Genomic DNA, 16,844 nt, shown 5'->3' with positions numbered 1-16,844 from the left:
GCAAGAAGAATCATGAAACTAAGAATAACATATATCCTCACTTTAGGATTAATCACCATAGGGCTTACGGCCTGCAAGAAAGATTTCCTGCAACGTGACCCGCAAACTGAAATTACTGAAGGCTCATTCTTCCAGTCGCCAGCCGATTTGGAAACCTATACCAACGGTTTTTACAGGTATCTTTCCCCAACGTATTCGGACATTAATTCTGATAACATCTCCAACTATAATGCCAGCGGAGAAGTTGATTTACTGGTAAGGGGTGGTATCTCTGCCTCGAATAGCGGAGGCTGGGGTAAAGCGGATTGGGAAGCTTTGAGAAAGATTAATTTTATGCTGGACCATATCCCGCAGGTAAAAGGTGATCCTACGCTGATCAAACATTTTGTCGGCATTGCACGCTTCTTTCGCGCTAATTTTTATTATGATAAAATAAAAAAATACCACAACGTACCCTGGTTCAATAAGACCCTGGCTTCTGATGATCCGGCTTTGTATAAAGGGCAGGACCCAAGAGCATTGGTAGTTGATTCGGTGCTCAGCGATCTTAATTATGCGGTAGAAAATATCAAATCTGATGGAACGAATACCCGCATCACAAAATGGGCCGCGCTGGCTTTGTTATCACGCTTTGCGTTGCATGAAGGTACTTTCAGAAAATACCATGATGAAATTCAGCTGACGTCTGATTATCAGCGGTTTTTAGATGTGGCGATCTCTGCCTCTGCAAAAATCATGAAGGATGGTGGTTTCAGTATTTATAATACCGGAAGAGGTGGGTTGGACTACCGGGATTTATTTTCCAGTGCCAACCTTTCTTCCAACAAGGAAATCATCACTTTAGCCGATTACGGCAAAGAACTGGGCGTGGGTAACAATACACATACGGTTCTTGATTATACCTGGTCCCTGAGCAGAAGCCTTGCGGATACTTATCTGAAAACAGACGGTACTCCTTTTACCTCAGGTCCGGGATATGATACCAAAGTCTATACTGAGGTTTTTACCGATCGGGATCCGAGAATGATGGAAACGATTATCAATCCGGCATTCAGAGGAGCGAGTACACTGGATGAACCTTATCGCATTAAGCCGACTTTAGGTGGTTATAATCAAATCAAATTTTATCCCCGTTCTGCAGACCTCAGACAAGGCTGGGAAATGAATTATACGGATCTGCCGATTTTCAGGTATGCAGAGGTCTTGTTGAACAATGTGGAAGCGAAAGCTGAATCCGGGGTCATCAGTCAGACGGACCTGGATCAGACCGTTAACCTGTTGCGTGCCCGTGTTAAAATGCCATTACTGAACATGGGGGTTGCCCTGGATCCGGTTTTATCTGCTACTTATCCGAATGCCAATGCGGCAAACAGGGCTTTACTATTGGAAATCAGAAGAGAAAGAAGGGTAGAACTGGCTTGTGAAGGTCGTCGTTTTGATGATTTGATGCGTTGGAAATCAGGTAAGTTGTTCCAGGACAGCCAGGAGGGGATGTATATTCCTGCAATGGGTGCTATGGATGTAACCGGTGATGGGAAACCTGATATTGCCATCCTGAATTCTCCGAATGATGAATCTGCAATCGCTGGCCTGCCGGCAGAAGTAAGGGATAAATTATCCAAGTATTATCTGAAAGATAAAGACGGAAAGGACCAGAATTTCTACCTGACTAAAGGCACTTCAGGTTTCATCGCCTTTACCCGTGATAGAGATCAGCCCCGGAATTTTATTGAGCCTAAATATTATTACAGACCTATTCCTACCAGTGAGGTGGTCGTGAACCCACAGTTGAAACAAGTATTCGGCTGGTAATAAATGGAACAGAACTAATGCCATAATCCAGCAGCAGGTTGAAAAGCCTGCTGCTTTTTTTATATCTAAACATATCTCTAAACACACAAACGAAACATCATGAGGTTAATTTTAACAGTAACGCTGGCACTGCTGACTTCGGTTGCAGCTGCCCAATACAAAGGGAAGGTCTTTGTCGACAAAAATGGAAATAACACACAGGAAGCCGGAGAATTGGGAATGCAAACAGTGGCGGTTTCCGACGGACAGCAGGTGATCCGCACGGATAAGGATGGAAATTTCAATTTGCCCGGACATGCTAAAGCAAGGTTTATATTTATTACTGTTCCCGCAGGCTATAAATTAGCAGCCAAACATTACCTCAAGATAGAAGATCAACGGAAATCTTATGATTTCGGTATCCTTCCCGATCCAACCAGTGCAGGATCCTCGGTAAAAATGTTGCAGATTACCGATACGGAAACTGATAAATACAACGATTGGATTGGCAATTTAAAGAACTTCTCCAAAAAGCAGGACATTAGCTTTATTGTCCATACCGGCGATATATGTTATGAAAAAGGGCTTAATTTTCATGCGAACCAGGTAACGGCAGAGACACTTGGAAAACAGGTGTTTTATTGTATCGGAAACCATGACCTGGTAAAAGGAGCTTATGGAGAAGAGTTGTTTGAGCAGCTGTTCGGACCGGTATATTATTCTTTTGATGCCGGACCTGCACACTTTATCGTTACCCCGATGCGTTCGGGTGATGTGCAACCTTCTTATACCGTAGATGAAGTGATCAGCTGGATGAAGAACGACCTTGCGGTAACAGATAAGAATAAACCGGTAATCATTTTTAACCATGACCTGCTGACCTATAGCGATCAGTTTGTACTAAAAGGAAAGAACGATTCCATCAACCTGAATGAGCTTAACCTCAAAGCATGGGTATATGGTCACTGGCATAATAACTTCGTCAGAAAGAGTGAGAAGACCGGAATACAATATATTTCTTCTGCGTCACCAAGCATGGGTGGGATAGACAATTCTGCTGGTCAGTTTTTATCCATAGAGATTGATAAAGACGGAGTCAAAGAGATTAAACCACATTATACTTATCTGCATAAACATCTGGTGGTAAATACGCCTTCCGGCAAGGATATGGTGCTGATAAAAGATGGGGCATTACAGATCAATGCCAATATCTACGATAGTGAAACCAGTGTGCAGGCTGCAAAAAGCATCATCTATAATGAGCAGGGAAATAAGGTTGCACAGGCTTCTCTGACTGCAAATACGGACTGGAGTTGGTCTGGGCAGATTCCCGTAGCAAAATTGAGTAAGGGGAAAACATGGACAATTCAGACCGAAGTGACCTTTAAAGACGGACAGCAACACATCGCAAAACAAGAGTTTAGCCTGAAAGGTCAGTCTGCAGGATTATCCTTAAAATGGACCAATAATGTAAAGGGAAGTATATGGAAAGCTAAACCTTTATTTGCCGAAGGAAAGCTGTTTACAGCAACCATAGACGATGCGAATAACCTTTTGTGCGGAGTTACTGCCCTGGATGCCAAAACCGGAAAAGTTGCCTGGCATTTTAAAACAAAGAATTCTGTAAAGCATGAGATTTCTTATGATTCAGGAATGATTTTATGTACTGACATGGAAGGATTTACCTATGCACTAAATGCCGGTACGGGTGTACTGGTCTGGAAAAAAGATCTGGGGATGAAATACCTCCCGGGATATGTATCGGGCGGAATTGCCGAAAAAGGAATTTATTATACCGGATCGGGCGCTTACTTCCAGGCATTAGAAGTGGCTACCGGAAAGACCCTATGGACCAATAAAGAATGGACCGGAGGAGAGGGAACTCCGGAGAAGATGACCATTGCCGGAGAGGTGATCGTAACCGGAAGCAACTGGCAGAGTCTGTTTGGGCATGACCGTAAAACAGGAAAACTTTTATGGCAAAGACGCGACGACGGACTTCGTTTCAGGAGCAGTACAGGGGTATACAAAGAAGGGAAGCTTTACATCACCGGACTAAACACTCTCTTGATTATAGATCCTGAAACCGGCAAAAATATCGATAAAATAGAAGCCGGCTATGAGTTTAAGGTAATGGCTACTCCACTGATCACAGATAAATATATCGTGATGCCAACCGCTAAAAATGGGGTAGTAGCTTATGATCTTAAAACATTGAAAGAAGTGTGGAACAGACCTGCCGGTAATGCCCTGGTTTATTCTGCACCTTATACCGGACCGGAGTCGGGAACAGTAGAAAGTACAGTGGTTAAATATAAAAATCAGCTTTTATTTGGTGCTTCTGACGGTTATCTGTATGTGATTAATGAAGATTCAGGTATAATTTTACAAAAGCTAAATCTGGGAGCTCCCGTTTTCGCAGATCCTGCTCTAATAGGAAAGGAGCTCTTTGTGGCCGATTTCGCAGGGAATGTATACGCCTTTAAACTCAATTAGTCCTGTGTGGAAATGATCATTAAATGTTGCAATGTTGTTGCAGTCTAACACCGGTACCTGGTTAATTGTTACATTTGGCGCATCAATTAAAAAACAATGAAGAAACTTATCTTAGTATGTCAGCTGGTATCGATTACTTTTGTCGGAGTCGCCCAGAATAAAATGCTGACGATGCAGGATGCAATGAGTAATGCCCGCACTACGCTTGCCCCTGAAAACCTGTCGCAAATCCAGTTCATTTATGGAACAGAAGATTATGTATATGCGAAACGCCTTGCGAACGGACCAGTATGGATGACCGGTAATTTTAAATCTAAAACAGAACAACCATTTCTATCCCTTACCCAGTTGAACGGGAAATTAAAAGCAGCGCAAAAGGATACCTTAAAAGCAATGCCTTTTATCCAGTTTAACCAGGGACCGGACTGGATTATTTTTCTTAATGGAGCTAAAGTAGCCTTTAATCCGGCAAAGAATACCTATAAAACTGTAGTAAATGCTGATATAGCGGAAAAAACAAATGCCGAAGAAAGCAAATCAGGATATATTGCCTATCTGGATAATTTCAACCTGTTCGTAGCCGACGGAAAAGAGTCAAAACAAGTAACTACTGACGGCACTAAGGATATCGTATATGCTTCTTCTGTGCACAGAGATGAATTTGGGATTTCCAAAGGCATATTCTGGAGCAACAATGGAAAACAGCTGGCCTTCTACAGAATGGATCAGCAAATGGTGGCTGACTATCCGATTATCGACTGGACTACCCGTCCGGCAAAGAATGTCAATATCAAGTATCCAATGGCCGGTAATAAAAGTCACGAGGTAACTGTAGGGGTTTATAACGCCGAAACAAAAGCATTGGTTTACCTGAAAACAGGAACGCCTGCAGAACAGTACCTGACCAATATCGCCTGGAGCCCGGATGATAAATATGTATTTATTGCCATTGTAAACCGCGGACAAAATCATATGAAGCTGAACCAGTATGATGCATCAACAGGTGATTTCGTAAAGACAATTTTCGAAGAAAAAGATGAAAAATATGTCGAGCCTTTGGTGCCGATGCTATTCCTCAAAAATGACCCTTCTAAATTTATCTGGCAGAGTAACCGTGATGGTTGGAATCATTTGTACCTGTATGACCTGAAAGGAAAAGTTTTAAAACAACTGACCAAAGGCAACTGGGAAGTTATTGAAGTAAAAGATTTCAATGCTAAAGGTGATCAGTTATATTATGCATCTACCGAAGAATCACCGATTACCAGAAACCTTTATGTACTGGACATTAAATCAGGTAAATCAAAAAGGATTACCCAGGGATTTGCGGTTCACAATGCACAGGTAAGCAGCTCTGGAAATACAGTGATCGATAGCTATAGCAGTCCGGATCAGCCAAGAGTTATTCAACTGGTAGAAACCGCCTCCGCTAAAACTAAGGTATTGCTTACTGCTGCCAATCCGCTTGCCGCCTATGCAACAGAGAAGTCTGCTATCTTTACCATCAAAGGAAATAATGGCGATGATATCTATTGCAGCCTATACAAACCAACATCATTTGATGAAAGTAAAAAATATCCGGTAATCGTATACTGGTATGGCGGTTCTCATGCACAGTTGATTACCAATAGCTGGAATGCTGGTGCGGGAGACTATTGGTTCAGGTATATGGCGCAACAAGGCTACGTGGTCCTGACCATTGACACACGCGGAAGTGACAACAGGGGTAAGGCATTTGAACAATCTATGTTTAGAAAAGTAGGTGATGTGCAGATGGAGGATATGATGAAAGCAGTTGACCATCTGAAAGGTTTGCCTTACGTTGACAGCAACAATATGGGCTTATTTGGCTGGAGCTTTGGCGGATTTAATACCGTTGATTTCATGGTAAATCATCCGGGAGTCTTTAAGGCTGCGGTTGCTGGCGGTGCAGTGATCAACTGGAACTTCTATGAAGTGATGTATACAGAACGTTATATGGATACTCCTCAGGAAAACCCGGAAGGATTTGCCGCAACAAACTTATCTGATAAGGTGGCTAACCTTAAAGGGAAGTTGTTGTTGATTCACGGTATACAGGATCCGGTGGTATTGCAGCAGAATACCGTTGACTTTGTGAAACATGCAGTTGATAAGAATGTTCAGGTAGATTATATGATTTATCCGGGGCATGAGCACAATGTGACGGGTAAAGATCGCGCACATCTTTATCAGAAAGTAACGGATTATTTTATGCTTCATCTAAAGTAATTCTGCACAGAATTCTGTGCTAAAAAAAGCCTGTGTACTTTTCGGTCTCAAAGTCTTTTGAAGGAAAGATTTTACATGCCCTCAAAGTACACAGGTTTTTTTGTAAAATTAAGTTCCTTCAGTAGTACCCCGCAGCAAAATGCTTGGCTCTTTAACTGTTGTAACGGGCTGACAAAACAAGTTCCTTAACCTCAGCCGGAATACGTTCATCCTGCCATTTTCTTTCTTTCTCTATAGATTGACCTGAAGCTTTTACCGCCTTCAAGGCATACTCAGCGGCTCTTAAGGAATGGTCGGCCATATGAGCAGTTGCAACGGCATGCCCGGCTGCGCGGGCAACTGCAATCGAAACCGGATCAGAGCACCCGTTAGCCAGTGCTATCGCCATTACTGAAGCATTTCTAGCCTCAGCAACCGTTGCCATTTCATTTTCCCATGCTTTGGCAACCGCCAAAACATCAAGTAACTGGTCATTGAGATTTACAGCAGAAAGCAACAATACGTGGGCAACACAATCATGAGCCCATTTTATCAATTGATAATGTTGCTTTCTGGTTAAAGGACCGCCCCGATGACTGGCCACAAATCGTTTATCCCGCATTTTCGCTTTAAAAATACTTTACGTCTTAAAATTATTCTGTAATTAGACCCCTTAACAAAAATAACATTTTCCCCGATACCCTTCCTTATCCCCCTTCCCTCACCCCCTTCCCTCAACCGTTTCCCTGACCCCTTCCTCTGGCCCTCCTTCCCTCGCCACCCTGCTTAGCCGCTCAATAAAAAATTGGGTGCTATGAGCTGGCCTTCCAAATGTTTTGCCCTTCAGCAAAAGATTTGAGCCAGCGAATAGTATCCCTATTTTTTTTCTTATTTTTGCAACTCAACTGATACTTTTTCTTTTAAAATGAGCATTTCTACAAAATACGATCCGGCAGCAACCGAAGATAAATGGTACAGCTACTGGATGTCAAAGAACTTTTTCCATTCTGAGCCTGATGAGCGCGAGCCTTACACCATAGTAATCCCACCACCCAATGTGACGGGTGTTTTACATATGGGACACATGTTGAACAATACGATTCAGGATGTCTTGGTCCGCAGGGCGAGGATGCAGGGAAAGAATGCCTGTTGGGTACCTGGTACTGACCATGCATCTATTGCTACAGAGGCAAAGGTGGTAGCCATGTTAAAGGAGAGAGGTATTGAGAAGAAAGACCTGAGCAGGGAAGAATTTCTGAAATATGCCTGGGAATGGAAGGAAAAATACGGTGGTATTATCCTCGAGCAATTGAAAAAACTGGGTGCTTCCTGTGATTGGGAGCGGACTCGTTTTACGATGGACGAAGGCATGTCTGAAGCTGTGATTGATTGTTTCATTCATTTGCATAAGCAGGGAAGGATTTACCGTGGCGTAAGGATGGTGAACTGGGATCCTGCGGGTAAGACTGCCGTTTCTGACGAGGAGGTAATCCGTAAAGAGGTAAATCAAAAACTATATTATATCAAATACACTGTGTCTGGTGGTAATGGTCAGGATTTCCTGACGATCGCGACTACCCGTCCGGAAACCATTATGGCGGATGCGGCTATATGTGTTAACCCGAATGATGAGCGCTATGCTCATTTGAAAGGTAAAAAGGTTTTTGTGCCATTGATCAACAGAGAGATTCCTGTAATTGAAGATGAGTATGTAACTATGGACTTTGGAACAGGTTGTTTAAAAGTAACACCTGCACATGATTTAAATGACTATGAGCTGGGACTAAGACATAAACTTCCGGTAATTGACATTTTAAACGACGATGGCACGCTTAATGAGCTGGCGCAGATTCTTGTTGGTGAAGACCGTTTTATTGCGAGAAAGAAAATCGCAGTTTTATTGGATGAAGCCGGACATCTGGATAAGGTTGAAGACTATAAATCACAGATTGGCTATTCAGAACGTACTGATGTAGCAATTGAGCCAAAGTTGTCTTTACAGTGGTTCTGTAAGATGGACGAGATGGCTAAGCCGGCCCTGGAAGATGTGTTAAATGGCGATATAAAGCTGATTCCGGAGAAATTTGGTAATACTTACCGTCATTGGATGGAAAATGTCCGGGATTGGAATATCAGTCGGCAGTTATGGTGGGGACACCAGATTCCGGTATGGTATGACGACCAGGGGAATTGGGTGGTTGCAAAAACGAAAGAGGAAGCTTTGAATGAATTTTTAAAGCTTAAAGATATTGACGGTACGTTTACGGAGACGGAAGCTATTGGCTTTAAACATCAGTTGGCGTCCTTTGTGAAACAGGATCCTGATGTGATGGATACCTGGTTCTCTGCCTGGTTATGGCCGATCTCGGTGTTTGACGGAATCAGAAATCCGGACAATGCAGAGATTAACTATTACTATCCGACCAATGATCTGGTTACTGCTCCGGAGATTTTATTCTTCTGGGTGGCGAGAATGATCATGGCAGGACATGAGTTCCGTGGAAAGAAACCATTTAACAATGTATATCTGACTGGTATTGTAAGGGATAAACAAGGACGTAAGATGTCTAAATCTCTGGGCAATTCTCCTGATCCGATTGGCCTGATCGAAAAATATGGTGCTGACGGAGTAAGGGTAGGGATGTTATTATGCTCTCCTGCCGGAAATGACCTGATGTTTGATGAGAGCTATTGTGAACAGGGAAGAAACTTTGCCAATAAGATCTGGAATGCTTTCCGCTTGGTTAAGGGATGGGAAGTTGATGAGAACCTGGAAAACCCTAATCAACAGGCCATCTTATGGTTTGAAAACCGCTTTAATGAGGCATTAACTGAGATTGAAGAAAACTTTAAACAATATCGTTTATCTGAGGCATTGATGGCTTCTTACAAATTGGTATGGGATGATTTCTGTGCCTGGTACCTGGAGATGGTGAAGCCTGCTTATCAGCATCCGATTGATGCGGAGACATTAAAGGTAACCATTGGGTTCTTTGAGAAGATCTTAACCTTATTGCATCCATATATGCCTTTCTTAACAGAAGAATTATGGCATGATGAATTGTTCGGTGAAAAAGGAGAGATGGATTGCTGTATCGTTGCTGCTTATCCTGTAGTTGGGCCAGCAGATGCACAGTTACTGAAAGACGTTGAAGTAGTGAAAGGCCTGGTTGCAGAGATCAGAAACGTACGTAATACCAAACAGATTTCGCCTAAAGAAGCTTTGCCTTTAAATATTAAGGTAAACTCCGGACTGGATTATGAGAAATGGTTAAATATTGTTTTCAAGCTGGCCAATATCAACGAAGTGGAGTTTGTAAATGATAAGATTGTTGGGGCTGCCAGTTTCATGGTGGGTAACGATGAGTTCTTTATCCAGTTGAACGAGACGATTGATGTGGAAGCAGAAAAGGAACGTTTAAACGCAGAGTTAACTTACCTGCAAGGCTTCCTGAAGTCTGTGGATGCGAAGCTAAGCAATGAACGTTTTGTTCAGAATGCGAAGCCGGAAATTATTCAGAATGAACGCAATAAAAAGGCGGATGCTGAATCTAAGATTGGCATTATTGTCGGACAGATCGAATCTCTGGGTTAGTACTCAGGATTCTTTTATCATAAATATGATCAAATAAAAAAGGCAACCTCAGGGTTGTCTTTTTTATTACGCTTTATTCCTCGGAGTTCTCCTGTTCTTTTTCCACCATTTCCTTGATTTTAAGGAGCCTGTCGTAAAAACATTCATAGGGCCTGACATTGCCATAGATTTTCAATACTGTAAGGTGGGTATCCACGCATTGCGCTACATCATTGAGTTTTGTTCCGGGATAAAGTTCCAGGGTTTGCGGTAGATTTATGCCGGAAAAATAATCTTCTAATTCAGGAATTGTCATTTCACAAAGGTAATACTAAAATGAAGCTCCGCTCTTTTTTTTATTAAAAAGGAGCCGTTTTATGTAGCACCTATAGCTGAAGATATTCCGGTAATTCAGGGCTGAAAAGGAATTTTTCTGCCATATGGTCGATCTGCGCATAGCAGTGTTTTAGTCCGTTGGTGACTACCAGCCATTTAGCTTTATATACCGAATTGTAACGGGAAGCCTGGTCAAACACGGCTTGTGTAATGTTTACCGAAGGCGCTTTACATTCTATCACCATAATTCTTTCTCCCGAATTATTAAAGATGACGATGTCACTTCTTTTTTGCAGCTGGTTCAGGTTCAGTCCGCCTTCAATCTGAATCAGTGTCCGGGGGAATTTCTTTTCCAGAATAAGAAACTGAATGAAATGCTGCCTTACCCATTCTTCAGGCGTGAGTACAAGATGCTTTTTTCGGATTTCATCGAAGATAAAGTGTCTGTTATCCTTCAGTGTAATTTTAAAAGGATACTGCGGAAGGTTCAGTGCTGTAGGGGTAAATGCCATTTGTGCAAAAATAACCTTTAATATTTAGTTTTTAGCCGTTACATTTGGATAAATATATGAGTGCTGCCGACATAATCAAAGACATTAAAGCCAGAAAGTTTAAGCCTGTTTACCTGTTACATGGTGAAGAGCCTTATTATATAGATCAGATTATTCATTATATGGAAGAGCATATTCTGACTGATATGGAAAAAGGGTTTAATCAAACCGTTCTCTATGGCAAGGACACCGATATGGCAACCATTATGAATGCTGCCAAGCGTTATCCGATGATGTCGGATTATCAATTGATCGTCGTCAAGGAAGCACAGGATTTAAAATGGGCAAAGGAAACTGAAGGCAGCAGTAAAGAGGCCGAGTTTGTTCAGAGCTATTTCGAAAAGCCATTGCCCAGCACCATTCTGGTGTTTGGGTATAAATATGCCAACTTTGACAAACGTAAGAAACTTTATAAATCAATAGATAAAAATGGGCAGATCTTCCAGTCTGAGCCGGTAAGGGATTATAAACTTGCCGCCTGGATAGATGATCTTGTGAAAGAGAAAGGGTATAAAATTGCCCCGCAGGCATCAGCTTTAATGGCGGAATACCTTGGTGCCGACCTTTCCAAGATTGCCAATGAGGTAGAGAAACTGTTGCTGAATATTGGTAAGGAAGTAACCATTGATACTGATCTGATCCAGAGAAATATTGGTATCAGTAAAGAATACAATGTGTTTGAACTGCAAAAAGCACTTGCAGTAAAGAATGTACTGAAGTGCAACCAGATCATTAATTATTTTGCCGATAACCCTAAAGCCAACCCTATGGTGATGGTGATGGCCAACTTAAATGCTTATTTCTCCAAAATCCTTAAATACCATTATTTGCCGAATAAAGGTGACGCTGCAAAGGAGCTGGGCGTAAACCCTTATTTTGTTAAGGACTTTGAAACGGCTGCACGTAGTTATAGTCTGCCTAAGACTTTTGACATCATCAGCCTTTTGAGAGAGTACGACCTGAAAAGCAAGGGGGTAGACAGTACCGGTAACATCACCGATGGAGAGCTATTAAAGGAATTACTTTTTAAAATGCTGCATTAAAACAAAAATCTGTATACGGTCTGGCAGTAATCGGCCGATGATCAGACTCCTGCCTGAGGTGTAGTTTTACTTCGGGATTCCTCTGTAATGAGTCTGGGGTTGGAAGGTCGTTACGAGGTAATTGCGAGGTAGTTGAAAGGTTATTTAACCTTTCAACTACCTCTTAGCTACTTTTCAACTACCTCGCAATTACCTTCCAACCCCAGAGTCTGTACGGAGGATCCCCGAAGCAATCCTGCAGGCTATCCGAAGCGTTATTAATGAGAAGAAACTGCTTTCAATCCAATGATCGAACAGATCAGGGTAGTGATGAAAACAACCCGCCAGAAGGTTGCAGGCTCGTGGAATACAAAGATCCCAACCAGCACTGTTCCTACTGCTCCAATACCCGTCCACACTGCATAAGCAGTTCCTATAGGCAAAACCTGAGTGGCTTTAATTAATAAGCCCATACTAATGGTTAGGCAAACAACGAAACCTACTCCCCACATGATCATGGTGTTTCCTGTTGTCTCTTTCATTTTTCCAAGACAAGAGGCGAAAGCGACTTCAAAAATGCCTCCTAAAACTAAAAATATCCAGCTCATAATAGTTGTGTTCTTTATGTTTATACAGCATTAATTGCTGCTAAATTCTCCAACAAAGTTCCACAATTCCATTTAAATGATGACTAAACAAATGATAAGAAATTACCTGATCTCTGCCCGGATCCTACTTAAAGAAACCGGAGTGATGCCAAGGTAAGAAGCGAGGTAATTCAGCTGTATCCGCTGCAACAATTCAGGATGATCACGCATCAGGTTTTTGTAGCGGTCTGTAGCGTTGAGTAATAACCTGGAGATCAGTCTTTCTTCTACCAGGATGATTTCTTTCTCCATCAGTTTTCTTCCCCAGTTGGCAATTTCTATATCTGTATCGTATAGCAAAGCCAGGTGTTGATGTTCAAGACGATAAAGTACCGTATCCTCCAGCAGTTCGACACTCTCATATCCGGGAGTCTGATTGATGTAACTATTGTAAGAAGCCACTGCATTACCCTCCGTCCCAAACCAAAAGGTTACATCACAGTCTTCCGTCCGGTTATAGGCGCGGGCAATACCCGATTTTATAAAATAAATGGTTGGATCCATCTCATGCTGACGAAAGAGGAGATGAGATTTTGGGTAATGGACCTCCTCAAAAAGACTGCATAACTTCTCGGTTGAAGCATCAGAAATGGAAGCAATATTGGTAATCATCTTTTTGAGGGTTTTCATAGGTTTGGCTAATGTTTTTCAGGCCTGGTATCGCAATCCGTACAAATATAGAGTTTGAAATGTAGGGAATCAATTCTATAACAGATCAATGTTTTCCTGCCGTCGAGGTTTTGAATTGCTCCGGACTTAACCCGGTTTGCTTTTTAAAGAACCTGGAGAAATATCCGGGATCTTCAAAATTAAGCTGATAGGCGATTTCCTTGATGGTAAAATCACTGCTGATCAATCTTCTTTTTGCTTCCAGAATCACACGGTTGTGGAGCAGTTGCGTCAGGGTTTTATGCATTTTCTCTACCAGGATCTGGTTGAGCCTTTTGATACTAATACCTAATTTATCGGCATAAAATGATGCTTTTCTTTCTGTCTCATAATGTGCATCCATCAGGAGAATAAATTGATATACGCGTTTTTGATTGACATCCTGGTTTAAGAAAGCATTCTGGTTGATCCTGATCAGGTTCAGCAGAAAAACCTTAAGCAGGGATTTTAGCACGAGGTAAGTGCCTGAAGGATGCTGATATTCCTCTTCAATAAGTACATAAAGGTGCACAAACCGGGCAACCGTAGCCATATCCAATGGAATGAGCGAATACTGGCCTTGTATGTTGAAGAGGTTGAAGACATCAAGGGCGTACTCTTTGTCGTCCTCATCCAGGTAATCCCGTTTAAACGCAAGCAGGCAACCTTCTTTGTCTTTTATGGCAATGGGGTTGGCCCGGTAAGGCGGAATCAGATAAACGTATTGACCCTGTTCCGGGGATTCAGGATTGATGTTGTCCTTGTACCTGAACCAGATCATTTCAAAGTATTCCTCCCGGTGAGCACTCTGGAGATAACTTTCCGGACAATTCTTCAGGTTATAGATCAAAAACTTTTCCGGATCTATCTGATGGGTAAACTTCATGTGCAAAGATAGTATTTTGATGAGGTTATGAGAAAAGCCACCGTAGCATTGTAATGCTACAGGTGGCTTTTATTAGTATTGGGTTAAAGGACATCGGCCATTGAACCGATCTTAACTTTAATCCCTGTTTCACGTTCATAAAGCTCAGGAAGGAAAATACCAAGGTTACTCATCTCCTCATGACAATGTTTGAGCAGTCCGGCACCCATCTCGTCCGGGTAGATCCTGCTGCGGGTTTCAAAATCGTTCTTCAGGTCATTACCTTCGAAATAACCCATCCAGAACCGGCTTCGCATTTCACAGCCATAAGGGGTATCGCGAACGAAATGAAGTAGTTTAGCCACATAACCAGGCTCTCCGTCGAGCGCAAGACGGGCATGAATGGCGGTTACTCCGGCAGCTTTAAATTTGTCGGTATCCATGATGACAGCGGGATCCAGGAAGTTGATCCTTAGTTTGTGGACTTCCTTTCCTCCCAGGCGTTCATGTGCAATGTGGGTGCCGCCAATGTACTTCCCTGTACCGCGTTCTCCGATCCAGTCGCTGAATACATGGTCTTCTTTGTGCCACCAGGAATATTGTTCCGTGTTGTGTACATAACCTACCCACCATTCTATCATTTCTTTGGTAATGTTCATCAGGCTGGAACGTGCGGCAATCACCAATAGTCCGTCTTCGTAACGTTTGTAACCGGCTTCAAAAGGAAGGTAACCGGGTTTTAGCAGATCATTTGCTTCTTCAATTCTCATGATATTTATTTATTAAGGTTAAAATTATTGTTTACAATGCTGGCGGCAGTTTTTCTTGCCTGGTAAAAGAGGTTTGCAGCTACCAGTGTGCCGATGGTTGCAGCAATTAAAAAGGTAGTTTTCATGTCCAGTGATAAAAGTTCGATGAAAGAGGAAAGGAACTGTCCTCCAAAAATTCCCATCGAATAATATCCAAGGTTTCTCCCCCGGTTATGGAATGTGCTTTCTTCGAGCGTCAGGTGGTTCAATAAGGGAATCGTGAACCCAAAGCCGGTTCCGGTAGCGATTGCAGCGAGGATCAGATAACTGATATGACCGGAAAAGAAATACAGTAAGTGTGCTGCTGCAAAAAATCCAAAACCTGTAGCCAATGTGTATTTTGAACCGATCTGTCTGATGAGCAGTGGGACGATACTGGCTGTGCATACGGCAATGATGGAAATGAAAGCCATGAAATAGCCCGTTAAGGAAGTGCTGAACCCAAAAGAATGAGGAAGGTATTGAGGCAGGCCAACGACAACGATGAAGAACAGGATCATGGCCATGACCACATGGCTTAAGATTTGGATCATGTTTTTGGGGATCGTAGGTGATTGTAACTGCTTTTCGGAATTGGGCATGGCCTTAACTTTAGGAATACTGAGCCTCACAAGGAACAGGCATAAGATGGCAATCAGGTAAATAAAAAAAGGATATTGCCAGTTGAGCTCCGCCAGAATCCCTCCGAGGCTTAGAAACAGTACACCGCCTGATTCAATGGCCATTCCCTGCCAGGCGATCATTTTTATGCGGGATTCATTTTCAAAGAAATGAGCGATCAGCCCCGTTCCTGACGTCTGGATTGCGGCCGTTGCAGCTCCTAAAAGAATGCGGTCTGCAATTAAGATGATGGGATGGCTCAACCATATTCCGATGACGCCAAATAAGGCATATGGTATCAATCCCCAACACATCAGGGTATATGGTCCTTTTCGGTCCATCAGTTTTCCTGCAATAGGGGCGAACAGTACCACGCCAAGTGCGGGTAAGGTAATTAACCAGCCTGGATTGCGGGTAAAGCCCAGGTGTACGGACACTTCTGTTAAAGACGGGGCTATTACGGTACCCACCATAATGGTGAGACTACTGCAAAGTAATAAGGCAAATATTCCAGTGTTTGATAAATTTTTCATTGCTGAGGTATTAGTGATTAACAGGACAAAAGTCTGGAATGAGGAAGTCGGAATCTTGTACTATTGGCTAATGGTATTGTACTTTTTGGAACCAGCAGTTTTTATAGAAAAAGATAGTTTTGAAGCGAGGCCTTCTTTGAAATTACATTGGCATGGCGATTTCGGCTCAACTTGGCAGGTGTCCACTATCAATTAGCAAATCCTGTCCAACACTAAGCAAGGAATTTGCTTTGTATCTTGCAGGTAACAAGTTTTAGGGTAACTAGCTCTATATGCGGTGTATACTCGGTGCAGACACGCTCAAGAGCGAGTGTACAGCGGCTAAGCAACGGGTAAGCATCCTGTAAAACCGGTAACGGATACAGCACTTTTATTCATTACCGGATTTGTTTTTTTACTGAGCATCCTGTTCTTCAACTTCCGACTGGAAACCCGCATTCAAACTGATGGGGTTTATGTGAGGTTTTTTCCTTTTCACAGGTCTTTTAAATATTATTCCTAGGAGGTAATTGATCGGTTTTATGTCCGGAGTTATCATCCAATAGGGGAGTATGGGGGCTGGGGAATCAGGACTGGAAATAAAGGAAACGCATTTAATATTTCAGGGAACCAGGGGCTGCAATTGGAATTTAACAACCATGGAAGATTGCTTATCGGGACAAATAAAGCAGAAGAACTCTCGACAGTGTTAGATAAGTTCAGACGTGATTGAAGAACCTGTGGCTAAATTGTTATTTTTCGAT

13 protein-coding genes are annotated in these 16,844 nt (G+C 42.5%); 5 read left to right on the top strand and 8 right to left on the bottom strand.

Features of this window, described 5'->3' with window-relative positions:
* Positions 1–12: 12 nt before the first annotated feature.
* The 3 genes from BFS30_RS03435 to BFS30_RS03425 all read left to right on the top strand — a co-directional run bounded on the left by BFS30_RS03435 (position 13) and on the right by BFS30_RS03425 (position 6,537).
* Positions 13–1,812, top strand: a complete 1,800-nt coding sequence (locus BFS30_RS03435; RefSeq protein WP_069377988.1) for a RagB/SusD family nutrient uptake outer membrane protein — start codon at positions 13–15, stop codon at positions 1,810–1,812.
* A 99-nt stretch (positions 1,813–1,911) separates the two neighbouring features.
* On the top strand, positions 1,912–4,287 hold the full coding sequence (locus tag BFS30_RS03430; RefSeq protein ID WP_069377987.1) for a PQQ-binding-like beta-propeller repeat protein: 2,376 nt from the start codon (positions 1,912–1,914) through the stop codon (positions 4,285–4,287).
* 96 nt (positions 4,288–4,383) lie between these two features.
* Positions 4,384–6,537, top strand: coding sequence for a S9 family peptidase (locus tag BFS30_RS03425; protein WP_069377986.1), 2,154 nt, complete (start codon positions 4,384–4,386; stop codon positions 6,535–6,537).
* A gap of 151 nt (positions 6,538–6,688) precedes the next feature.
* Here BFS30_RS03425 and BFS30_RS03420 read toward each other — a convergent pair whose 3' ends face one another.
* Positions 6,689–7,138, bottom strand: coding sequence for a putative immunity protein (locus BFS30_RS03420; protein ID WP_069377985.1), 450 nt, complete (start codon positions 7,136–7,138; stop codon positions 6,689–6,691).
* 303 nt (positions 7,139–7,441) lie between these two features.
* Here BFS30_RS03420 and BFS30_RS03415 point away from each other — a divergent pair, with 303 nt between their 5' ends.
* The gene (locus BFS30_RS03415) at positions 7,442–10,111 is read left to right on the top strand and encodes a valine--tRNA ligase (RefSeq protein WP_069377984.1); all 2,670 of its coding nucleotides are present in this window, start codon (positions 7,442–7,444) and stop codon (positions 10,109–10,111) included.
* 73 nt (positions 10,112–10,184) lie between these two features.
* Here the strand turns inward: BFS30_RS03415 and BFS30_RS03410 are convergent, their stop codons facing one another.
* Positions 10,185–10,406 carry a DUF6965 family protein gene (locus BFS30_RS03410; RefSeq protein ID WP_069377983.1) on the bottom strand — a complete coding sequence of 74 codons (222 nt, stop codon included), beginning with the start codon at positions 10,404–10,406 and terminating at the stop codon, positions 10,185–10,187.
* A 70-nt stretch (positions 10,407–10,476) separates the two neighbouring features.
* Entirely contained in the window at positions 10,477–10,938 is a 462-nt protein-coding gene (locus tag BFS30_RS03405; protein WP_069377982.1) for a type I restriction enzyme HsdR N-terminal domain-containing protein, read from the bottom strand.
* A gap of 56 nt (positions 10,939–10,994) precedes the next feature.
* Here BFS30_RS03405 and holA point away from each other — a divergent pair, with 56 nt between their 5' ends.
* Positions 10,995–12,020 carry a DNA polymerase III subunit delta gene (gene holA / locus BFS30_RS03400; protein WP_069377981.1) on the top strand — a complete coding sequence of 342 codons (1,026 nt, stop codon included), beginning with the start codon at positions 10,995–10,997 and terminating at the stop codon, positions 12,018–12,020.
* A 257-nt stretch (positions 12,021–12,277) separates the two neighbouring features.
* Here holA and BFS30_RS03395 read toward each other — a convergent pair whose 3' ends face one another.
* From BFS30_RS03395 to BFS30_RS03375, 5 genes are all read right to left on the bottom strand, one after another.
* Entirely contained in the window at positions 12,278–12,607 is a 330-nt protein-coding gene (locus BFS30_RS03395; RefSeq protein ID WP_069377980.1) for a DMT family transporter, read from the bottom strand.
* A gap of 102 nt (positions 12,608–12,709) precedes the next feature.
* Positions 12,710–13,276 carry a Crp/Fnr family transcriptional regulator gene (locus BFS30_RS03390; RefSeq protein ID WP_069377979.1) on the bottom strand — a complete coding sequence of 189 codons (567 nt, stop codon included), beginning with the start codon at positions 13,274–13,276 and terminating at the stop codon, positions 12,710–12,712.
* Positions 13,277–13,361: 85 nt separating this feature from the next.
* Positions 13,362–14,180: a helix-turn-helix domain-containing protein gene (locus BFS30_RS03385; RefSeq protein ID WP_069377978.1), complete on the bottom strand. Its 819-nt coding sequence runs from the start codon at positions 14,178–14,180 to the stop codon at positions 13,362–13,364.
* Positions 14,181–14,263: 83 nt separating this feature from the next.
* Positions 14,264–14,929, bottom strand: coding sequence for a DAPG hydrolase family protein (locus tag BFS30_RS03380; protein WP_069377977.1), 666 nt, complete (start codon positions 14,927–14,929; stop codon positions 14,264–14,266).
* A gap of 5 nt (positions 14,930–14,934) precedes the next feature.
* Positions 14,935–16,101, bottom strand: a complete 1,167-nt coding sequence (locus tag BFS30_RS03375) for an MFS transporter (protein WP_069377976.1) — start codon at positions 16,099–16,101, stop codon at positions 14,935–14,937.
* Positions 16,102–16,844 lie beyond the last annotated feature (743 nt).

This window comes from Pedobacter steynii, from assembly GCF_001721645.1.
GTDB classification, from domain to species: domain Bacteria; phylum Bacteroidota; class Bacteroidia; order Sphingobacteriales; family Sphingobacteriaceae; genus Pedobacter; species Pedobacter steynii_A.
The sequence above is the reverse complement of the archived record's forward strand: the minus strand, read 5'-3'. Positions and strand labels throughout refer to the sequence as shown.